20 protein-coding genes are annotated in these 21,104 nt (G+C 37.1%); 4 read left to right on the top strand and 16 right to left on the bottom strand.

All coding sequences use genetic code 11. From position 1 onward, the window contains the following. Positions 1-106, top strand: a 106-nt coding sequence (locus AC1M9N_RS14180) for an alpha/beta fold hydrolase (protein WP_481954954.1), incomplete at its 5' end; no start/stop codon positions are given. Between the two features lie 417 nt (positions 107-523). Here the strand turns inward: AC1M9N_RS14180 and AC1M9N_RS14175 are convergent. From AC1M9N_RS14175 to AC1M9N_RS14145, 7 genes are all read right to left on the bottom strand, one after another. Further along, the gene (locus tag AC1M9N_RS14175; RefSeq protein ID WP_155757002.1) at positions 524-631 is read right to left on the bottom strand and encodes a DUF2474 family protein; all 108 of its coding nucleotides are present in this window, start codon (positions 629-631) and stop codon (positions 524-526) included. Positions 632-642: 11 nt separating this feature from the next. Continuing rightward, positions 643-1,647 carry a cytochrome d ubiquinol oxidase subunit II gene (cydB, locus tag AC1M9N_RS14170; RefSeq protein WP_180028990.1) on the bottom strand — a complete coding sequence of 335 codons (1,005 nt, stop codon included), beginning with the start codon at positions 1,645-1,647 and terminating at the stop codon, positions 643-645. Next, positions 1,644-3,089 (bottom strand): cytochrome ubiquinol oxidase subunit I, encoded by a 1,446-nt coding sequence (locus AC1M9N_RS14165; RefSeq protein WP_481954950.1) that lies wholly within the window; start codon positions 3,087-3,089, stop codon positions 1,644-1,646. The genes cydB and AC1M9N_RS14165 overlap by 4 nt, the downstream gene beginning before the upstream one ends. Positions 3,090-3,325: 236 nt before the next feature. Next, entirely contained in the window at positions 3,326-3,739 is a 414-nt protein-coding gene (locus AC1M9N_RS14160; protein WP_092768857.1) for a DUF2946 domain-containing protein, read from the bottom strand. 186 nt (positions 3,740-3,925) lie between these two features. Next, a complete protein-coding gene (locus AC1M9N_RS14155) occupies positions 3,926-4,819 on the bottom strand; it encodes an MBL fold metallo-hydrolase (RefSeq protein WP_481954953.1) in 894 nt (297 codons plus the stop codon). Positions 4,820-4,833: 14 nt separating this feature from the next. Continuing rightward, on the bottom strand, positions 4,834-5,250 hold the full coding sequence (locus tag AC1M9N_RS14150; RefSeq protein ID WP_481954949.1) for a DUF6691 family protein: 417 nt from the start codon (positions 5,248-5,250) through the stop codon (positions 4,834-4,836). After that, a complete protein-coding gene (locus AC1M9N_RS14145) occupies positions 5,251-5,667 on the bottom strand; it encodes a YeeE/YedE family protein (RefSeq protein WP_481954948.1) in 417 nt (138 codons plus the stop codon). It abuts the gene before it with no gap. A 102-nt stretch (positions 5,668-5,769) separates the two neighbouring features. On the opposite strand from AC1M9N_RS14145, the gene AC1M9N_RS14140 reads away from it, so the two are divergent. Further along, positions 5,770-6,087 (top strand): metalloregulator ArsR/SmtB family transcription factor, encoded by a 318-nt coding sequence (locus AC1M9N_RS14140; protein ID WP_481954947.1) that lies wholly within the window; start codon positions 5,770-5,772, stop codon positions 6,085-6,087. Between the two features lie 117 nt (positions 6,088-6,204). On the opposite strand, the gene dsbG is transcribed toward AC1M9N_RS14140, so the two are convergent. The 3 genes from dsbG to dsbD are packed head-to-tail and all read right to left on the bottom strand — an operon-like array spanning position 6,205 to position 9,763. Then, positions 6,205-6,936 carry a thiol:disulfide interchange protein DsbG gene (dsbG, locus tag AC1M9N_RS14135; RefSeq protein ID WP_481954952.1) on the bottom strand — a complete coding sequence of 244 codons (732 nt, stop codon included), beginning with the start codon at positions 6,934-6,936 and terminating at the stop codon, positions 6,205-6,207. 20 nt (positions 6,937-6,956) lie between these two features. After that, positions 6,957-7,802, bottom strand: coding sequence for a prolipoprotein diacylglyceryl transferase family protein (locus tag AC1M9N_RS14130; protein WP_481954946.1), 846 nt, complete (start codon positions 7,800-7,802; stop codon positions 6,957-6,959). Further along, entirely contained in the window at positions 7,802-9,763 is a 1,962-nt protein-coding gene (dsbD, locus tag AC1M9N_RS14125) for a protein-disulfide reductase DsbD (protein ID WP_481954945.1), read from the bottom strand. The genes AC1M9N_RS14130 and dsbD overlap by 1 nt, the downstream gene beginning before the upstream one ends. Before the next feature lie 1,110 nt (positions 9,764-10,873). Between dsbD and AC1M9N_RS14120 the strand changes: the two genes are divergently transcribed. Continuing rightward, positions 10,874-11,686 (top strand): M48 family metallopeptidase, encoded by an 813-nt coding sequence (locus tag AC1M9N_RS14120; protein ID WP_481954944.1) that lies wholly within the window; start codon positions 10,874-10,876, stop codon positions 11,684-11,686. A 45-nt stretch (positions 11,687-11,731) separates the two neighbouring features. On the opposite strand, the gene AC1M9N_RS14115 is transcribed toward AC1M9N_RS14120, so the two are convergent. The 4 genes from AC1M9N_RS14115 to hrpA form a co-directional block, all read right to left on the bottom strand. Beyond that, the gene (locus tag AC1M9N_RS14115; RefSeq protein WP_180028997.1) at positions 11,732-12,559 is read right to left on the bottom strand and encodes an SDR family oxidoreductase; all 828 of its coding nucleotides are present in this window, start codon (positions 12,557-12,559) and stop codon (positions 11,732-11,734) included. 470 nt (positions 12,560-13,029) lie between these two features. Then, complete coding sequence (locus tag AC1M9N_RS14110; RefSeq protein ID WP_481954943.1) at positions 13,030-13,800, bottom strand: lysophospholipid acyltransferase family protein; 771 nt, start codon at positions 13,798-13,800, stop codon at positions 13,030-13,032. Positions 13,801-13,819: 19 nt separating this feature from the next. Next, complete coding sequence (locus AC1M9N_RS14105; RefSeq protein WP_035270185.1) at positions 13,820-14,935, bottom strand: beta-ketoacyl-ACP synthase III; 1,116 nt, start codon at positions 14,933-14,935, stop codon at positions 13,820-13,822. A gap of 47 nt (positions 14,936-14,982) precedes the next feature. Further along, complete coding sequence (hrpA, locus tag AC1M9N_RS14100) at positions 14,983-18,870, bottom strand: ATP-dependent RNA helicase HrpA (RefSeq protein WP_481954951.1); 3,888 nt, start codon at positions 18,868-18,870, stop codon at positions 14,983-14,985. 510 nt (positions 18,871-19,380) lie between these two features. On the opposite strand from hrpA, the gene ahpC reads away from it, so the two are divergent. Beyond that, a complete protein-coding gene (ahpC, locus tag AC1M9N_RS14095; RefSeq protein WP_035270191.1) occupies positions 19,381-19,944 on the top strand; it encodes an alkyl hydroperoxide reductase subunit C in 564 nt (187 codons plus the stop codon). A gap of 146 nt (positions 19,945-20,090) precedes the next feature. Here ahpC and AC1M9N_RS14090 read toward each other — a convergent pair whose 3' ends face one another. Together AC1M9N_RS14090 and AC1M9N_RS14085 are read right to left on the bottom strand one after the other, a co-directional pair. Beyond that, positions 20,091-20,606: an O-methyltransferase gene (locus AC1M9N_RS14090; RefSeq protein WP_481954942.1), complete on the bottom strand. Its 516-nt coding sequence runs from the start codon at positions 20,604-20,606 to the stop codon at positions 20,091-20,093. A gap of 65 nt (positions 20,607-20,671) precedes the next feature. Further along, positions 20,672-20,893: a DUF1653 domain-containing protein gene (locus tag AC1M9N_RS14085; RefSeq protein WP_035270203.1), complete on the bottom strand. Its 222-nt coding sequence runs from the start codon at positions 20,891-20,893 to the stop codon at positions 20,672-20,674. Between the last annotated feature and the right edge of the window lie 211 nt (positions 20,894-21,104).

Raw genomic sequence — 21,104 nt, 5'->3', positions numbered from 1 at the left:
AGCGATTGCGGGTAGTCAACTTGTTGAGATTAATGCTTCGCACATTTCGAATGTTGAACAACCACAAGCGTTTAACCAGGCTGTGGCTGAATTTATTCAGGCTTAAGTTCGGAACAACTCAAACCTGAACTCAGGAAACATCACTTGTCACGGGTGACTCATCTTGACGCTTTGCCAGATTGCTCCACCAGTCTGGCTTTTTTTTCACAGTAATTAGACCATGAATAACGACAATTAAATATCAGTCTCGTGATTCCTTAAAACGGCGATAGTTATGTCATAAGTGATTGAAACGATTTCACTCATCATTCTCAAAGATTCAGATGATTCTTCTAATTTTATCTTAAATCAATTGTTTAAGTAAATTTTTAAAGCGTTGTTTTAGAAGCTAAAATCCGCTTAATTGTGCCTATATCATAGTTTCTATTACCCAATTATGATCAACAAAGATTAGTCGTTAGTATTTAAATTAAAAACCCATCACCTAGATGATGGGTTAATTGTTGATGTCTCAAGATTTAGATTAATACGCCCACTGGATGAGCAATCGAAATAGACCAGCAATCAATAATAGACTTAAAAAACCACCGAGCCATAAAACAATAAACCACCCTGCTTGATTCAGTTTCATTATCATTCTCCTCAGTGATAACCTTCGTCACCAACACGAACCTTGTCTCTAAATACCCAATAAGATAAAGCGGTATAAAACAATATAATTGGGATTAGAATGAGTGCACCAATGAGAGCAAATAATTGACTACTTTGAGGTGCAGCAGCTTGCCAAATCGTTACACTTGGCGGAATGATATTAGGCCATAAACTAATTAAGAAGCCCGTATACGCAAGAAATACCAAAGCCAATGTATAGATGAAAGGCGCAAACTCCTGACGACGTTTACAAGCTCTGAGCGCTAGGAAAGTGAAAATCAATACCAGTATTGGTACGGGACTGAAATACCACATTTGTGGCTGACTAAACCAACGCTGTGCAATATCGTCATGTACAAGGGGAGTATAAATACTGACAGCGCCAAATATTAGAAATAACGCGATCATAAGCTTAGGCATCAGACGGTACATATGATCTTGTACACGCTCATCTGTTTTAAAAATTAACCATCCGCAACCGAGTGTCGCGTATAAAACAACAACGCCTAAACCTGTAAAGAGTGAAAATGGAGTGAGCCAATCCAGACCACCACCCGTGAACACACCATTGGTGGTCTGTATTCCTTGAATATAAGCGCCTAAAATCACACCTTGTAAAAATGAAGCTAAAATTGAACCCCAAATAAATGCTTGGTCCCAAAGTGCTTTAGTCCGATTAGCCTTAAAACGAAACTCAAAAGCGACTCCACGAAATATAAGCGCGATCACCATTAAGGTAATGGGCATATATAATGCGGACAATACAGTCGAATAGACCAGTGGAAAAGCGGCAAATAAACCAGCTCCACCAAGTACCATCCAAGTCTCATTGCCATCCCATACGGGTGCTACAGTATTCATCATGACATCACGCTCTTGGCGATCTTTCACAAATGGAAATAAAATACCAATTCCCAAATCAAAACCATCAAGAACGACATAAATCAACACACCTAGTGCGATGATCACAATCCAAATCAATGATAAATCAATCATTTCAAATTCTCCTGATCATTCACCTTATTTGATGCTTCAAGTTGTTGTTCATTATCAATGGTACTCATCGGGCGTTTAGACGCTCGGATCACTTCGCCATCTGAATGTGGTGTTGAATAAATAAATTCTGGTCCTTTTACCATCATTTTCAACATATAAAAGATACCGATACCAAATACGATGCAGTACACCACAACAAAAATAATTAGCGTAAGTCCAACCTGTTCCGCAGAGACAGGAGATAACGCATCTTTCGTACGCATTACGCCATAGATAATCCAAGGTTGACGTCCCACCTCTGTGGTAAACCAGCCTGCCAATAATGCAATAAAACCTGAAGGCCCCATCCACAAAGCAAACTTGTGCAACCATTTAGAATCATAGAATTTGCCTGTCTTACGTAGCCATAGACCAAATACAGCCAGTAAGATCATGAGCATGCCCATACCCACCATGATTCGGAAACTCCAAAAAACGATGGTTGAATTAGGTCGATCCTCAGGTGCGAATTCTTTTAAGCCTTTAACCTCACCATCAAGGGTATGTGTCATGATCAGGCTACCCAGATTTGGAATACCAATCGCATATTTAGTTTCTTCAGCTTCCATATCTGGAATACCAAATAGATACAACGGCATACCATGATCTTTATTGGTTTCCCAATGACCTTCGATTGCAGCTAATTTAGCAGGCTGATGTTCTAAGGTATTCAATCCATGTAAATCACCCACGAACATCTGTAGTGGAGCTAAAGCAAGGATCATCCACATTGCCATCGAGAATGACTTTTTTACTAACGCATCACGGCGTCCTTTGAGTAGATGCCATGCAGCAGTTGCGGCAACCAATAAGCCTGAAACCAAGAAAGCGGCCAGTGCCATATGCGCTAATCGATAAGGAAAGGATGGGTTAAAGACAATCGCGAACCAATCTTGAGGAACAATTATTCCATTTTCAAATGCAAAGCCTTGAGGTGTTTGCATCCAGCTGTTAGATGACAGAATCCAAAACATGGATATACATGTTCCTATTGCCACCATTAAGGTTGCAAAAAAATGCGTCTTTGGTCCAACTCGCCCCCAGCCAAACAACATGATACCGAGGAAACCAGCTTCTAAGAAAAACGCACTGAGCACTTCATACGTCAGCAATGGTCCAGTGACACTACCAGCTATACGTGAAAATTCACTCCAGTTGGTTCCAAACTGATAGCTCATCACCACGCCTGAAACGACACCCATACCAAATGAAAGTGCGAATATTTTTATCCAAAATTTAAACAGATCTCGATAAACAGGATCATTCGTTTTAAGCCAACGCCATTCGAGCACAGCCAAAAAACTTGCCAATCCAATCGAAATTGCTGGAAAGATAATGTGAAATGAAACAGTGAATGCAAATTGTATACGCGCCAATTCGAGCGCTGTTAGTCCTAGATCCATGAGGTCACCTTATCATTGAATTTTGTGGTGAATGTTGTTCTTCAATGAGTTTAAAACTACAGTCAGAATTACATTGTAGATGTCATGTATCATTCCGATAACACGCGATTTTAAATTCACTTTTTTGAGGATGAGTGAATACCGTCTGTTAGCTACAGACTGTTTAAAGATTTTTTTCATAAGATTGAACTCTAAATAAATTGATTAAGATCAAAATGATCCAAGGTTTAAATCAATTAGAGTCCAAAAGGTGGCGCTCGGCCTTGAGGCAGAAGATAGAGCTTCTGTAGAGAAAAATAGACATGCCAAAAAGAATTGCGGTAGAAGCTCAACTTAACTTGTAAGCGATCAAAAATTTCTTTTACACCAAAATCAAATGGTAAGACGAGGTCTCCATACACAGTGCAATATTGGCATTGGTGAGTAATTTGATTATGGTCGTGATGATGTTCGTTTTCACTCAAATGGTGGACGAGATCGTGATAAGTCTCATGAACATGCTGATGGCGTTCTGGAGAAAGTAAATTATGCATAATAGACATGCATACCGGAGCGACATGAAATTTCTCCGGTAAGATCGGTTGTAAATAAACCGCTAGTTGTAATAACACCGTTGCAAATGCAATGATGAGTCCACTAGATCTTAGCAAAATTTCCTCTCAACTCTTTTCGATAAAGAGTGTTTAGAAACATAGAAAAAAAATCAAGTTAATAACCGACTAGGCTGATCAACTTTCATACTTAACTATACGCCTATTGAACTTGTTTTTAAAGCCTTTTCAATTTTATACATAACATGTATTTATAATATCTATAAAAATTAAAGTAGCTAAATTTTATGATTTGAAAAAATTTAAAGGGATTTTCAAATAAGATACTCCATTGTGTTCAGTGGGCGGAAATTTGCCACCGTTTATATTAATTTGAATGGCTGGTAAAATTAGCTTTGGCATCCCCAATGTCGCGTCACGGCTATTGCGCATTTCCACAAAATCATTCTTTTTTGAATCAATTCGAATGTGTATATTCGATTTTTTTTGCGTTCTTATATCCGTTTGACACATATATTGGTGTCGATTTTCTGGTAAATAATCGTGACATAGATATACACGCATATGATCAGGCAGTTGATAAAGCTTCTGAACTGAATCAAATAATTCTGCTGCACTGCCCCGTGGAAAATCACAACGTGCTGTACCATAGTCTGGCATAAATATAGTATCACCCACGAAAACTGAATCACCTATCACATAACTAAGACAAGCAGGTGTATGACCAGGCGTTGGAATATTGTAGGCTTCAATTTCTCCAATTTTAAAACACTCATGATCTTTAAATAAATAATCGAATGGTTGCTGTGCGTTTATTGCCTTAATATCCAATTGATAAATTGAGCCAAATGTTTCTTGTACAATTCCAATATGATGACTCATGGCAATTTTGCCACCTAGCTTTGATTTTAAATATTGCGCAGCGGTCAAATGATCAGCATGCACATGTGTTTCTAAAATCCACTCAACCTTGTAATGCTGTTCATGTATGTATTGAATAATCTGGTTAGCATGTTCCGTCGTTGTTGTCGCAGAAACAGCATCAAAATCTAAAACACTATCGATAATGGCACAACTTAATGTCACAGGATCAGCCACGACATAACTAAATGTATTGGTATTTTGATCAAAAAAATCTTTAATTAGCGGCTTGATTTGATCTTGAGTGGCGTCTTTCATCACTAGTTTCATAACTATGCTCCCATCCATTTACGGTGAATTAAAACTCCTATCAACATCGCAATCACAAAATAGAGTGATTGATAATGCCCTAAACCAATCAATGTTAATCCTGGTGCTGGACAGATGCCTGCGATGCCCCAGCCTATCCCAAACAAACTAGCACCTATAATGAGCTTGTTATCAAGCTGATTGCTCTTTGGTAGATCAATAGTCTCATTGAATAGAGTTAAAGGTTTTTCACTTCTGGTTACGATCTGAAAGGGTATGAATGCCACGACAATGGCACCCATCATGACAAATGCCAAACTTGCATCCCACTCACCGTATAAATCAAGAAAATTAAGAACTTTTTCAGGGTTCGACATTCCAGATAACATGAGCCCCACGGAAAAAAGTGAGCCAAACAAAAAAGCAAAAAGGTTTTTCATTTAAAATGCTCCTGTGACATGTCGAATTAAATAAACCGTTATAAAGCCTGTCAGCATAAAACTTAGTGTTGCCACAATAGATCTTTTGGACAATCTACTTAAACCACAAATGCCATGCCCACTTGTACAGCCAGAACCTAAACGTGTTCCAAATCCAACTAAAATACCTGCCACGATCATCATGAATGGACTTGCTTCGAGTTCAATTTCAGGCTGAACCCAAATACCATAGATAAACGGTGTGATGATGAGACCCATTAAAAACAACAATGCTGGTGTTTTGAAAACTGTATGCGGATTTAGTACTTGACCGATTAAACCACTAATCCCTGCTATTCGACCATTCACATATAAGTATCCAACCACAGATAAACCGAGTAGTGCTCCACCTAAAAAAGCAATCACAAAATCATGCATAACAATTTACTTATTTACAATATATTTTTTTATATTATATAATTTTGAAAAATAATCAAGATGCTTTAACATACGCATCCTTCTGTTTCAAAGGAACATCTAATGCAATCTGATGTTGAATTCAATCAAATGGATTTTTCACAAGTTGATCAAGTCAGCGATCGACTTAAAGTCCTGTCGAATCCTGATCGCTTAAAGATACTTTGTATTTTAGTAGATGGTGAATTGAACGTTCAGGAAATTGAGAATCGAACTCAAATCTTTCAACCCACGCTTTCACAACAGTTAACCGTATTACGTAAAGCTGAAATGGTGGTGACTCGTCGTGAAGGTAAACAAATTTTTTATCAAGTGAGTGATCCTAAAGTCCTCACCATTATACAAACGCTTTATAACTTATATTGCGATCCTACTTCATAATCTTGCAATTCTTTCAGTTGTGGATATGAGACTCAAATACGATCATATTCTCCATGCAAATGACCATGTATTAAATTTTAAAGTTTTGTATTCAAGAGTACTAAAGACCAAAAAATTCTATTTTTCAAAAACTTCTTGCAAGTCTTTTGCCATTCCTTGCATAGACTTGAGCTCTCCTTGTTGATTTTTCCATACCATAGCTGGCGTGGAAAAAAATCCATATTTATCCATGAGTGACTCGTTATAGTCGATTTTTTCATGTAATGATTTTGATATATTTTGCGTAACAACTAATCGCTCTTTACCTTTCTTTTTATTGTAGTCATTAAATACTTTAGCAGCATCACTTGAGTTAAGTATGGTGGCAATTTGCCCTCGACTTTCTTCTCGAATCACACCAACTTGTATATGTCGAAGTTGAACTTTTCCCGAGTTTACCCATGGTCGTGCAGCTTCCCAAAATTGATGGCAATATGGGCAGTTAGGATCTGAAAATACATAAACAACGCGTGCTGCTGTATTTTCACCATCTTGAATCCAAGTCGACTTTTCAATGCTCTTCCATACATCATCTAATACGGCGTCTTTGACATGTGTATTTAATGCTTCAATAGAAATATTTTCACCTTGAGCATTATATAAATCACCCATAATGTAATATTTCTGATCATTAGAAATAAAAACCGTACCTGGATGTTGGTTCATATGCCCTGCCCAGCCAGTCATACATGCTGGTGCTGGAATTTCTTTTACAAACTCAAAGCCCTCTGCTGAAATCTGCTTTTTTAAATCTGCATAACTGACGCTACTTATTAAAAATACGCTAGACAACAATATTAATTTATTTATATCTTTCATATCCTTTAGCTCTACTCAGCTGTCATTTTAATTAAATATTCTTGCAATTTTGCAGCGCTTAACTCACCCATATGTCTTTCCACCAATTTGCCTTTTTCATCGTAAAACAATGTAGTTGGCAAGCCAAAACTATTGCTCTGCTTGGGTATTTCCCCATTTACATCAAGTCTGACATTTTTAAAGTTGAAGCTGTGTTTTTGTAAATAGTTTTGAACCGTTGTGATATCTTCACCTTGATTGAGCATCACAAAATGAATATTGGGATGAGCCTTTTGTGCTTGAAAAAGTATTAGCATCTCTCTATGACATGGCGGGCACCAATTCGCCCACAAATTAACGACTGTAGGCTGACCCAAAAAATCTGTGAAATACCCTTCATTCTTATTTTCACTATGATCAGTTGGGAGTATCTGAAAACTTAGATCAGGATAAAAACTTTCAACCTTGTATTGAGTTTTTATCATTACGCCAATCGCTACCCAAAATAAAAACACCCCAACTAAAATGATCTTCATTTTTGTTCGTAAGCTTCGATTGAGAATGATATAGCTTAGCCCACCGAAGAATAATCCACTCCATAAGCTAAATCCTTTATCTTGGATTTTGAGTATATCTAAAGGATTTTCAATATAAATCTCCCAATAGAACATAACAAAGATGACTCTAGCGGCAACTGCTCCAATAATGATGCTTGTCCACACTGAATCTTTACTGATTTTGACTTGGGTATCTGTCCATTTATAGTGATAACCTAAAACATTGATCAGGATACTGATGAACAGTATCCCACTGAATAGAATCAATAAAACCCATGGAAACATGAATGATCCAAGTTGAATCCCATCAAATGAAATCATTACTGAACCATCTCGACAGATTGTTCCTGCAATCGATTTAATAACCGTGTTGCAGTAAAAGTGCCAGTTAAGCGCAGATCACGTATTTCATCATGTTGCGTATTTAAAAAAATAAATGTAGGCGGTCCTAAAATTTGCCATTTTTTTAACAGTTCATCTTGGCTTGGTTCAAAATGAGTGAGATCTAATTTAATTAAAACCAACTCATTGAGTTTGGCTTGAACATCTTCACGCGGAAGTACCTCTTTTTCTATCGGTTGACATGCAACACACCAATCTGCGTAAACATCAATTACTACGGCTTTACCTTGATTTGCTTTAAAAACATTTGAAAGCTGCGCGGCAGAGTTGACTTTATGCCATGTATGTAATGTTTTGGCCTGCGTTACAAGGGAGTGCGTATACCCTTGCTGCACATAATTCACTCCTAAAAACATCATGCCAAGACTGAGTAATATGATGATGCTTTTAACCACTATTTTTTCGACATAAGGTCGCATTTTCCAGAGTAAATATACAGCGAATCCAAGAAGTAAAAGACCCATCAGAATTTGATAAATACTGGTTGGAATAAGTGGCCGTACAAAATAAATGGCCACAAGCAACATCACGAAACCAAAACAGACCTTGAGTCGATCCATCCATACCCCAGGTTTAGGTAAAAAATGCGTCCCGAAAACTGCCGCAATAAAAAGCGGCAAACCAATCCCAATGCCCAAAACAAAAAGATAAGTCGCCCCTAATAAAGGTTGGTTCATCTGCGAGACAAATATCAATGCTCCAGCCAACGGAGCACTCATGCAGGGTCCAACTATCAGTGCAGAAATCATCCCCATGAGTCCTGCACCGATCAATGTTCCGCCTTTTTGTTTTTGTTGCCAAAGATCTAAGCGTTGTAACATTCCTTGAGGTAAAGAGATTTGAAATGCACCAAAAAGATTAAGGGCAAAAATAATAAACAGGAGACTAAAAATACTAATGAAGATCGGACTTTGAAACCAACGCTGAAAACTATAGCCCAGTTGAGAAACAACGAATCCCATTAACGCATAAACGATAGCCATCCCTGTGACAAAAATAAAAGCTATTACCGCGGCACGATAACCTCTGTGATTTTGCACAAGAATGCCTGATAAAATCGGAATTAAGGGCAATGAACAAGGCAAGAATGCCAACAATATTCCAAGTCCTAAAAACACCAATAAATTAAGCCATACACTTTGTTGAGAGAGCAAATTTAAAAAAAATTGATCGTTGTTCCATACACCCGAAAAACTGGCTGGCCTATTCAGATTTTCTTTAGATAAATTTGCATCTAGCGTGGATTGATCCTCACTGATTAAATTATTTTCCCCAAATTCGGTTTTATCTAGCTCAAGCGCAGTAGCGTTAAAATTTTTACGATCTGCGACTGTATTGTTATCCTTTGAAATGAGTTGTGTTTCTGTTTTTGGTGAAGCATTTTCTTGTGCATCTCGAGTATTTACAACTCCATTAGATGCCGCTGAAATTTCTTTGAGATTTAAAACTTTCTTAGTTTGTGTAGTTTGCTGCGCTGGGAATAAACCTGTGCTGTCAGTTGTTATCGTTGTTCTTTGAATCGGATAACATAAACCACTTTCAGCACATCCTTGCCATTGAATCTTAAATTCTTGATTTGGTTTGACTGGAATATTGCTGATTACATCCTGATAATGTACTTGGGTCATACCAAAGTTTGGATCATCTTTCTCTTTTGGGCGTGGTAGAGATAACTTTACAGGACCTTGAATGTCTGAAACTTTGATTTGATCATGATAGAGATAGTAACCATCTGCGATCTTCCATTGTAGTTCAGCTTGATGATGACTGACTGATACTGCCTCAAATTGAAATGCTTGATCTGGTGGTAGAAAATCTGCAAATGCAAAATTACTCACCAAAGAACCAATCAATAAACTACCCTTAAACCACTTATTCATATTGACTGTATCAGTTCCTGTCTAGTCGTTCAAAGTTCAACGAATGAATTAAGAAAGCGTGATAAAACAAATGCCGCTTCAACGCCCATCGTCACTCGAAATCGCTCATACATTTGTACTCGCCCTAACATGAACTTTATATCGCAAAAAATCTCATTATTCCGTTGGAATTCTTTAAATATTTCTGTTGATCACCTTGGCACAGCGTTTGTGATTGAGACTTGACTCGAACCACGAAAGAAACCCTCATTTGATTCACCTAGTACTCAACTTCAAGATTAAACATCCTTTCAAAATACGATGCGATTGAATGACGAGTACTAAAAACTCAAGTTCATGTTAAACATCTTTGAAATTGAGCGAATTGATACTTATATTGACTGAAGGCAAAATAAGTTTAGATGAATTTATTTTAAAGTGTTCTGTTGCATCGATTGGCTAGGATAAGCAGCATGCGCATATTAATGAGGCTCAGACCTTATCAAAAATCAAACAGGCCTTATAACACTGTGATCAAAAAAATTCGTGGTTATAAATCATATAATTAGTCCACCCAAATTTAATTAAAATACCCAACGATAATATGTGTGAATTAAATCACAAAATACACCAATTCAATGTAAGAAAAGCTTCACAATATAAGAATTAATTTTTAATAGCCTTGAATGAAATTCCAAAATGTTTCGTTATGAGTTATTTATCAATATTCAATTAAAATATTGAGAATTTATTCTCACATTAAATTAAATTCAAAAACAAAATCACATTCAAATATTTTAAAAAAAACAATGATAAAACATAAGATACTGATTTTTATATACTATTAATTTTAATAAATATTAATCCAACCAACAATAATATAATAAAAGTATAATAAAATACAATATATATATAAATAAAATAATTTATCTAAATAATAAAATAACGAATTAATAAATATTAATGTGACAAAAATCTCATTATAACCACCATGATATTAATTAGTTCAAATTAATAGTTAAAATAATGTTTGTTTAATTAATCTAAATACTGAACAATAATTAAACACGAAATCTGGCCATTAAAAATCAAGTCAGCTTTCAAATAATATCCCATCATTAAGGTGTAATTATGAAATCCTTCGCGTTTGGTATTATAAGTTCAATTGCATTAATCTCGACTGGCTGTGTTTCAACCACATCATTAGGCACTGTAGCTTCCGAACGGAAACAACTCATGATTATTCCAGAATCAGCTTGGAATAAAATTTCAAACCGTAGCTATAATAAATTTGAAAAGAAAGCGAAGACTAAGTCTTTATATCTTGAAGATCCACGTTTAAATCAAATTTTGGCACGTTTAATTCCACATGCTAATCAATATTTACGTGAAGGTCGTCAACCAATTCAATGGCGAATTAACGGTGTGCTCAGTAGCAAACCTAATGCCCAATCCTTTCAAAGTGGGCAAATTGTAGTTAATTCGGCTGTATATATGTTTGAAAACTTATCTGATGACGAGTTAGCCACCCTAATTGCGCATGAAATGGCACACATTATCCGTAATCATAGTCGTGAAAAGGCTTCTCGTTTCGCAGCAATGAATTTGGGTCTAATGGGTGCAACCATGGGAACTGGGGCTGCCATCGGGCTTGCAAGTGGTTTATCTGGTAATCAAACCAATATGTCTCATCGCCGTCATCTAGAAGAAGAAGCTGATTTGATTGGTTTAGATTTGATGGTGAGAGCGGGCTACAATCACAATGCAGCACTCTCATTTTGGGATAAATTCGAAGCTAATCTCAACAAACGTAAAATGAATAAAGATCAATCAACTTTGTTTGCAAGTCATCCGAGCAATGACCAACGTAAAGCATTCTTAACTGAACAAGTCATGCAGCTCGAGATGTATCAAAAGGATGTCAACCTTACTGCATTACGATAATTTAGTCTAAATAATAAAGCCCAACGCTATGTTGGGCTTTCTCATTTATGGATCAACAAATAAATCGACCATCAATTCCTCATCTGATGGCTCAACTCGATATTTTTCGAAATCAGTTTCACCTTTCTCTCTTAATATCTCTTCATCGATCATCATACGACCCGTGATCGAACGTTTCTCACTCGTCAAGATTGCATACGCTGCATCAGCCATGATTGCCGGTGTCCGAGCCTTGCTAAATAACTCACGTCCACCGAGAGAAAATTCTATCGCTGCAGTTGCAATAATGGTTCTAGGCCACAAGGCATTAACACTTATCCCATAACGTTCGAATTCTTGATTCATTCCCATGGTCAACATACTCATGCCATATTTACTGATGGTGTAAGGAGAATGAACCGCAAACCACGATTCTTTTAAATTTAAAGGTGGAGAGAGACTAAGAATGTGTGGATTTTGACTTTGTTTTAAATAAGGCAAGGCAGCTTGACTACAGACCATAACGGCGCGAGTATTCACTTGATACATGAGATCAAAACGATTTGGATCAAGCGTTTCAACCCCACTCAAATTAATCGCACCAGCATTATTAATGAGGACATCTATCCCACCAAAATGTTCAGCAGCCTGTTTCATTGCGGCTGCGACAGCATCTTGATCTCGTACATCAAGTTGGATCGCTAATGCTCTCCCACCAGCTGCTTCTATTTCTTTTGCAACAGAATGAATCGTACCACTGAGTTTCGAATGTTCAGTGCTCGTTTTTGCAGCAACCACAATATTTGCACCATCTTTTGCAGCTTTAAGTGCAATCTCACGACCGATACCTCTGCTTGCACCTGTAATGAACAGTGTTTTTCCTTGTAGTGTCATAATCCCTCTGTGTTATTTTGTTTTTGAGTTTTCAATGTACAAAAAAAAAGCACTTATGCAAAATTTCTTTATGAACCTCTAAGTCGTAGAAGCATACATTTTGCAATTACAAAATTAGAATTGTTTTGATAGCATGCTAAAAAATTTAAATAACATTCTGTTTTTATTAATTTTTAAAAAACCAACTATAGTTGCATTTTGTGCCAAAAATTCACCTTTGATTTTCAAACTTAATTTGTGTGAAATTTAAAAAGTGAAAATCGCTCTTATACGCTTATTATTATTCTGAGATAAAAAAAAAGCCCAAGGAGGAGTACAATCTTTGGGCTTAGTAAACTGAATATTTACATTAAAATAATATACCTAATTGATATAAAATAGAAAGCACTAATTTATTTTTTTAATATTATTTTAAAAATATTTTTATAATCAACAATATAATTAGATTAAGAAGTATAATTTTCTAAGATTTAACTTTGTCTATCTCGTATCAACTGCGTTGATGCAATATTTTCGTAAATTGTTTGCTGCAATTGATCTCTAAATTCAATCAAATCTTGATCTGTTTTGATATTTGAGATTGATTGTCGTGGTAAAAAATTGAAATAGAATGGGACTCTTTTAGGAATAATATTTTTGGGTATTGAAGGCAAGACATCACCTTGACGGAGTAATTTTCCAATTTTAGGAACAGCTAAAAGCTTTTTAAACCACTTTTTTTCAAGTAAATAATTTGCATCAAGTGCCAAATCGAATACTTCATCACCACCTACAGCTACAAAAGGTGCAATGTCATAGTCAAATTCTTGAGCTAACTTTAAGAAGCCGTAGCGCTCTTTCCATATGAGTTGATATTCTTCCCCTTTGCGCTTTACGACCTCACGCCCACCACCTGGAAAAACTAAGATAGAATATCCTTGTTGCATTGCATCTCTGGCGTATTCTCTTAGCCCCTCAATTGCACCCATTTTATGAACCATATCTTTCCAATACGGTATTTTGAAATGAATGTGATCACCTAAACTCACAATTTTAATTTTGTGCTCTGTATATAGATAATCAATCAAAATTGGCGTATCAAATACGCCATAAATTGTATGATTACCCACATACATGGCAGGTCGATCAGCATTGAGATGTTCAACACCAAGAAAGGTCGGTTTAAAATAAAAACGTTGCAACAAACTACCATATCTGATCATTTTAGAATGGTGTTGGATTTGCAATGCTTTATTTTCCATTGAACATCTCTTTATCTAATTAAGCTACTCGCTTCTGAACCAGTATCGAACCAACAGAATAACCCGCACCAAATGAACATAATACGCCGTATTCACCATCATTCACTTGATCAGCAGTTCGGTGTAACGCAATGATGACACCAGCTGAAGAAGTGTTTGCAAACTCGTCTAAAATGATTGGAACTAAGTCTGGATCTGCTTCAGCAGCAGCTTTACCCACAACCAGCTTTAAAATTAACTCGTTCATGCTGGCATTGGCTTGATGTAACCAGAAACGTTTAACATTCGTCGGTTCGATTTGGTTTTTCTCAAGTTGCTTTGTAATCATTTTCGCAACCAATGGGCATACTTCTTTAAACACTTTACGGCCATCTTGACGGAAGCGTTTATCATCCGCATTGGTTGTTTCACTTGGATTCAAGAAACCAAAATTATTACGAATGTTATTAGAGAATTGCGTAAACAATTGCGTATCTAAAATTTCGAATCCAGTTTTAGAATCTGTATCTTCGATAATTGAAGCTGTCGCTACATCACCAAAAATGAAATGACAATCACGTGAACGATAATCTGTATGACCTGATGTGATTTCCACATTGACCAAGAGCACACGACGAGCACCAGACTTGATCGCATCATAAGCTTGTTTTAAGCCAAATGTTGCAGCAGAACAAGCAACATTCATGTCATAAGCATAACCTTGAATGCCCAATGCAGTTTGAATTTCAATAGCAACCGCAGGATATGCACGTTGCATATTTGAACAAGCCAATATTACAACATCAATGTCTTCAGCAGTTACACCGGCATTTTCCATTGCTTGTTTTGAAGCGATCACACCCCACTCAGCTTGAAGTGAAATTTCATCATCTGATCGTTCTGCTAAGTTTGGACGTAAACGATTAGGATCTAATACGCCTTCCTTCTCTACAACATAACGTGCTTTAACACCTGAAGCCTTCTCAATAAATTCTGCACTTGAACCACGGCGTGCTTCGATTTCGCCCGCAGCAATTTTTTCAGCATTCTCTTGATTAAACTTTTCTACATAAGCATTTAAACTTTCAACCAATTCTTCATTGGTGATGACATGTTCAGGATGGAATAAGCCAGTGCCTGTAATACGAATGCCCATGCAAAACTCCTTTTTTGAGTAACTCAATATTTCAAATTAAAGCTATATTAACTGATTCCGAGACGTTCCCATACTTTTTGAATACGGTTTGGCGAAATTGGCATCTTGGTTTTCATCGGTTGAGAGAATAATGAGATTCTCAGTTCTTCAACCATAAAATATAACTCTTTCAATTTCTGATCATTTTTATATTTAAATAATTTATCCATCCAAGGATCGACTTGAGCAATCGCATCATCATCTCGTTTGAGATTATGAGGCAAACGATCAATCCTGATCAATAAAGCTTTAAGATAGCGTGGAAATTCAATCCACACGTCTACAGATTTACTATAAGCAAAATCCGCTAAACTCATTAGATCAAGTTGATCTTCAATATCATCGATATTTTTACCAAATACATTGGCATCAATCATCATCAACTCGCGTCGAATTTGTTGCCATTGTACATAAATGTCATTAAAGGCAGCCAAAACCTTTTGACCATACGTCAGGAAAGACTGCTTGACAGCCTGCAGAATTGTTTGGAAATCTTGCGCATCTACAGGCTCTTTCTCTAAAGCCATTTGCAATGTTGCGTAAACTAACATTTGTTCTAACTGAGCTTTATCACCCAAAGGGGAATAGGCTAATGCGAGTGGTTTAGAAATTTGTTTTTTAAGCTGTCGAATCAAATCACCTAGCTGCATATGAATCAGGCGAATAATACCAGCACGATGATGGCGTATCGCTTCATGCTGATCATTAAACGTTTGAATGACAACACCTGACTCATCCTTTTGCTCAAGCTTAGAAAATTCCTTGCTTGGTACAAGTGCTTGATATTGTTTGACGACGACACCTGTGACTTTTTGCGATGCTTCAAACACAAAATGCTCAGGGAAAGTTTGATACTCACCTTTTAACTGCTTGACTGGACTATGCGTTTCAGTACGACAGCGTGCTTTTAATTCTGATAAATCGCGACCTTGCTCAATCACTCGCCCTTTTTCATCGATGACTTTTATGAGCGGTAAAAGATATTGTTCAATTCGATCTACATTAAAATCTTTTTCAGTGATCTGTTCGCCTCTCAATTGAAAAGCTAAAAAACTAAAAATATGCTTTTGTAAATCTTGCGCGTCTATTTTGGACATCAGTTTACGCGCAGTATCTGGTATAGGTACCAAGCCACGACGCTTATCTTTTGGAAGAGCTTTTAATAGTGCTTCAATCAAATCAAGACGCCAACCTGGAATGCCCCATGACCATAAGTTTTCATCTACTTGTGGCAGGGCCTGTAGTGGAATCTTGACCGTCGCACCATCTTCATCATGACTTGGGTCAAATCGATAACTTGCCGCTAAACGAAGGTCCCCATTACGTAAGTAATCAGGAAACTGTTGGGTAGTTGGACGATCGTTAAGCCACAAAGCATCGTCATCGATGAACAAATAACGTGGATTTTGAGGCTCAACTGTTGCACGCCAATCTTCAAAACTACGCCGACTCGCTACATCTTCAGGCACTTTTGCAGCATAAAACTGATAAATCGTCTCTTCGTCTACCACCAAATCACGACGTCGCAATTTGTCTTCAACTCGCTCAACCTCTTCTAGTTTAAGCAAGTTATGTTTTAAAAATGGTGGTGTAATCCCCAGATGACCCGTCGTTAAAGCATCGCGAAGGAAAATTTCATGCGCTGCAGTTTGATCGACCTTTTCATAATTGATTTGACGCTTAGGTTCAATAATCAAACCAAACAGTGAAATTTGATCATATGCGTTAACTACACCTGCTTTTTTCGACCAATGCGGTTCAAAGTAATGATGTTTCACTAAATCACGTGCAGCTAGCAAAATCCACTCAGGCTCAATTTTTGCCAGTGTTCGTAAATACACCTGAGAGGTTTCTACCATCTCAAATGCCATGACCCATGGTGTATTGGTTTTGTGTAAGGTCGATGCAGGAAATATACGTGCCTTTTGTTGACGCACTGCCATGAATACATTGCGTTCATCTGTTTTATTTGCAATGAATGACAATAGTCCCGTGAGTAAAGCTCTGTGAAGATTTTCGTAACTGGTTTTCTTTTCATTAAAAGAAAGCTTTAAGCCTTGAGCAAGATCAACCAGTTGCTCATGTGTTTTTTTCCATTCTCTCAAGCGTAACCAACTCAAGAAATGATTACGTGCAAATGTGCGACGCTTATTTTCACTCATCTCCCGATTTGCAACCAACGCATCCCATAATTTGAGATAGAACAGAAAGTCAGAGTCGGCTTCACGAAACAAGGCATGCTTCTGATCCGCTTGCATTTGTTTATCAGCAGGACGCTCTCTTGGATCCTGAACAGCTAACGCTGCCACGATAATCAATACTTCATTGAGCGCCCCAAAATGAGCCCCCCCCAAAATCATACGTGCGAGTCTTGGATCAATTGGCATTTTTGCCATTTGTTGACCAATTTTGGTGAGAGAATCGCCTTTGCCTTGAAGTCCACCTTTATCTAAATATGAGGCTGTTTTAGCCGCAAGAGAAGGATTACTCTTTTCCGTCATCGCCCCGAGTTCAATCAGCAGTTTACGACCATCATTGACGAGACGATGGTCAGGCGGTTCAATAAAGTCAAAATCTTCGAGTGTTCCAAGACCTAAACTCTGCATCTGCAAAATAACAGATGCCAAATTAGTACGTTTGATTTCAGGTTCAGTAAATTCGGGACGACTTAAAAAGTCTTCTTCTGAATACAGTCGAATACACACACCCGGTGCAATACGACCACAACGACCTTTACGCTGATTGGCTGCTGCTTGAGAAATCGCTTCAATCGGTAAACGCTGAACACGCGAACGGTAGTTATAACGAGAGATACGTGCAAAACCACTATCAATGACGTAACGTATGTTTGGAACGGTCAATGCAGTTTCCGCAACGTTGGTGGCAATAATGATACGCCGTCCACCACCTGCAGGATTAAAAATCTTTTGTTGTTCAGATAACGCTAGTCTCGCATACAAAGGTAGAACTTCTGTATGACGAGGTCCATGTTTGATTAAAGTTTCCTGTAGCTCACGAATCTCTTGTTCCGTACTGGCAAAAATCAAAATATCTGCGTGTTCAGGATGACCTTTTTCCTGTGCATCTTTGAAACATTCTTCAACAGCTGATACTACTGCGCGCGGTAGGTTTTCTTCAAAGTCATCAAACTCATCATCATCACTCCCTACAATACTCATTTCAGAGATCGGACGATAACGCACTTCTACAGGAAAACTACGACCTTCAACCTCAAAGATCGGTGCATTATTGAAGTAACTTGAAAAACGATTAACGTCTAAAGTTGCAGATGTGATGATGACTTTAAGATCTTTACGACGTGGCAAGAGCTGTTTTAAATAGCCCATGATGAAGTCAATATTGAGCGAGCGCTCATGTGCTTCATCAATAATAATGGTGTCATATTTGGTTAAGAAACGATCATGAGCCAATTCAGCCAGCAAAATACCATCTGTCATTAAACGAACGATAGAGTCCTGTGAACCCTGTTCGTTAAACCTTACTTTAAATGAAATAGACTCACCGAGTTTTTCACCCACCTCTTCTGCAATACGTTGCGATACACTGCGCGCAGCTAATCGTCGTGGCTGGGTATGACCAATTAACCCTGTTAAACCACGCCCCGCAAGCATGGCTATCTGAGGAAGCTGAGTTGTTTTACCTGAACCTGTTTCACCCGCAACGATAATGACCTGATGTTTTTGAATGGCCTCAATCAATTTGTCTGCATATTGGGTAACAGGTAAATCTTGATTAAGTTTGATATTAGGAATGCGTTGAATACGCTGTTGTACTTTTAAATTTGATTTTTCAAAAAGTTCTTGATATTGCTTTTCATTGGCATCTTTTCCTTTGCGTAGTCGATTTAAACGATGAAGATCTCGTGCCATCACCATTTGTTCTACATTTAACCCTATCGTTGCCAAGTTTTAGCCCTATATCAATTACGAAACGCTTTATTCTACTCATTTTCAAAAATTATCCCAAATCTGAATCGGACTATTTTTTTAGATTAAATGAGAATATAAAGCTTAAAATGATCTTATGTTGAAATAGAAACATGTCAGCCGTGTTATGTGACAATTCATACAATTTTTGAAATTTTCATGTAGCTTTTTATATTTTTGAAAAACTAAATCCAAAATAATGATGATTTTTTTAATATTTACCCTTGAATTTTCACTTCAGTGTCTTCATGTTGGTAGGCATGTGAAATTTTCTCATCCTGTCACGAATACATCATTTTGATGTGTTACAAGGAAGACAGATGACAAACTTAAATGGCAATCAATTTACATAATTCGGTTTTTCCGATTTTTGTAATGTAAAAATACCATTTCAGCACAGAACGAAAGTTCGATACTCTAATTGAAAATTAAAGACTAACCTCAATCATGGAGACAATGATGAGCTTAATTAATACTGAAGTTAAACCATTCGCAGCTACAGCTTACCACAACGGTCAATTCGTAGACGTGACTGAAGCTGATCTTAAAGGCAAATGGTCTGTAGTATTTTTCTACCCTGCTGACTTCACTTTCGTTTGCCCAACTGAACTTGGTGACCTTGCTGACAACTACGCTGAATTCCAAAAATTAGGCGTGGAAATCTACGGTGTTTCTACTGACACTCACTTCACTCACAAAGCTTGGCACGACACTTCTGACGTAATTGGTAAAATCCAATACCCATTAATCGGCGATCCAACTTGGACTCTTTCTAAAAACTTCGAAGTTCTAATCGAATCTGCTGGTCTTGCTGACCGTGGTACTTTCGTAATCGACCCAGAAGGTAAAATCCAAATCGTTGAAATCAACGCTGGTGGTATCGGTCGTGATGCTCAAGAACTTCTTCGTAAAGTTAAAGCAGCTCAATACGTTCACGCTCACCCAGGCGAAGTTTGCCCTGCTAAATGGAAAGAAGGCGATGCAACTCTTGCTCCTTCAATCGATCTAGTTGGTAAAATCTAATTCATTAGATAGCACTAAAAAAACCACGCTTTGCGTGGTTTTTTTTGTGTTCAATCCATCAAATTCTCAATCACCATCAATTCCGCGTAATCATCAATAATCCACACCCAATATTCAGCGTGATCGTGCAAAAATCAGGATCAGCCTTAACATCCTTTAAAAAAACTTTGTATTTCAGCAGCATGGGAAATCACTTTATCTACAAGTATTACGCCATGTTCAGGATGTAGTACCTTTTTTAAATATTGCCAATAATCAGGATATGCATGTCGATTCGCATCTAAGATAATTAAGTCATACACATCGCCTTCATTAATTAATAAATCAATTGCATCACTGCTGATAAAATCAATAAGGTGATCTAAACTAAACTGTTTGGCGTACTGAGTCGCAAGTGCTGTTCTTTTTGAGTTTATATCAACCGTCGTCACTCGACCCTGATGATCCGAAACCGACTCCGCCATCCATAATGTTAAATATCCTGTCGAAGTTCCTATTTCAAGAATTCGTTTAGAGGTCTGGATCTTAATAAGCATCGAAATATAATGAGCAGATTCTGGTTTTATATTTCGATATCTCAGATCGCGATCAGTTTGATATGCATCATGTTGAATTAAATGCTGATATAAACTTTGCATTTGACTTAGAAATTCAGCATTCATGACATATTCTCATTGAACCGATTTCTATAAACTAATCAAAGATAAAGTCTTTACTATGACAATCATCATAATTTTTGAATCAATTTAAAACGTTCAATTTCACGATCATCATCCTCTAGATAAATGCTTTCTGTAAACATCGCTAATGGCCTTACCCATATTGAATAATCTCCATAAAGGCATTGATAGACCACAAGCTTTTCTTGAGTTTCACTATGCGTCGCTACATGAAGGACTTGATAAAGTTGTCCTTTATAGTGCTTATAAATGCCTCTCTCTAAGGTCATAATTGGTCCTCGCTCATATCTATTAAAATAATTTTAATGTAAATATCTGAATTCAAATTGCTTTTATACTTGAAAATTCAAGTTTTAACTCAATACTTTCATACATCTACACCAAAGACTTTGATGAAATTTATTTTTCCGATTGAATTTATAAAAACAAACTGTTTTATCTATTCAATCAATTATCTTAGTATACCTGTATCGAATGAAT

Source organism: Acinetobacter sp. ANC_7655 (assembly GCF_056784015.1).
This window is presented reverse-complemented; position numbering and strand designations above follow the sequence as displayed.

What these genes read in the sequence shown, in the direction of transcription:
- ahpC (WP_035270191.1), top strand. Translation starts at nt 19,381, where the DNA reads ATGAGCTTAATTAATACTGAAGTTAAACCATTCGCAGCTACAGCTTAC.
- hrpA (WP_481954951.1), bottom strand. Translation starts at nt 18,870, where the DNA reads ATGGTGATGGCACGAGATCTTCATCGTTTAAATCGACTACGCAAAGGA.
- AC1M9N_RS14175 (WP_155757002.1), bottom strand. Translation starts at nt 631, where the DNA reads ATGAAACTGAATCAAGCAGGGTGGTTTATTGTTTTATGGCTCGGTGGT.
- AC1M9N_RS14090 (WP_481954942.1), bottom strand. Translation starts at nt 20,606, where the DNA reads ATGAATGCTGAATTTCTAAGTCAAATGCAAAGTTTATATCAGCATTTA.
- AC1M9N_RS14145 (WP_481954948.1), bottom strand. Translation starts at nt 5,667, where the DNA reads ATGCATGATTTTGTGATTGCTTTTTTAGGTGGAGCACTACTCGGTTTA.
- AC1M9N_RS14120 (WP_481954944.1), top strand. Translation starts at nt 10,874, where the DNA reads ATGAAATCCTTCGCGTTTGGTATTATAAGTTCAATTGCATTAATCTCG.
- AC1M9N_RS14165 (WP_481954950.1), bottom strand. Translation starts at nt 3,089, where the DNA reads ATGGATCTAGGACTAACAGCGCTCGAATTGGCGCGTATACAATTTGCA.
- dsbD (WP_481954945.1), bottom strand. Translation starts at nt 9,763, where the DNA reads ATGAATAAGTGGTTTAAGGGTAGTTTATTGATTGGTTCTTTGGTGAGT.
- AC1M9N_RS14105 (WP_035270185.1), bottom strand. Translation starts at nt 14,935, where the DNA reads ATGGGCATTCGTATTACAGGCACTGGCTTATTCCATCCTGAACATGTC.
- AC1M9N_RS14140 (WP_481954947.1), top strand. Translation starts at nt 5,770, where the DNA reads ATGCAATCTGATGTTGAATTCAATCAAATGGATTTTTCACAAGTTGAT.
- AC1M9N_RS14150 (WP_481954949.1), bottom strand. Translation starts at nt 5,250, where the DNA reads ATGAAAAACCTTTTTGCTTTTTTGTTTGGCTCACTTTTTTCCGTGGGG.
- AC1M9N_RS14085 (WP_035270203.1), bottom strand. Translation starts at nt 20,893, where the DNA reads ATGACCTTAGAGAGAGGCATTTATAAGCACTATAAAGGACAACTTTAT.
- AC1M9N_RS14115 (WP_180028997.1), bottom strand. Translation starts at nt 12,559, where the DNA reads ATGACACTACAAGGAAAAACACTGTTCATTACAGGTGCAAGCAGAGGT.
- cydB (WP_180028990.1), bottom strand. Translation starts at nt 1,647, where the DNA reads ATGATTGATTTATCATTGATTTGGATTGTGATCATCGCACTAGGTGTG.
- AC1M9N_RS14130 (WP_481954946.1), bottom strand. Translation starts at nt 7,802, where the DNA reads ATGATTTCATTTGATGGGATTCAACTTGGATCATTCATGTTTCCATGG.
- AC1M9N_RS14155 (WP_481954953.1), bottom strand. Translation starts at nt 4,819, where the DNA reads ATGAAAGACGCCACTCAAGATCAAATCAAGCCGCTAATTAAAGATTTT.
- AC1M9N_RS14110 (WP_481954943.1), bottom strand. Translation starts at nt 13,800, where the DNA reads ATGGAAAATAAAGCATTGCAAATCCAACACCATTCTAAAATGATCAGA.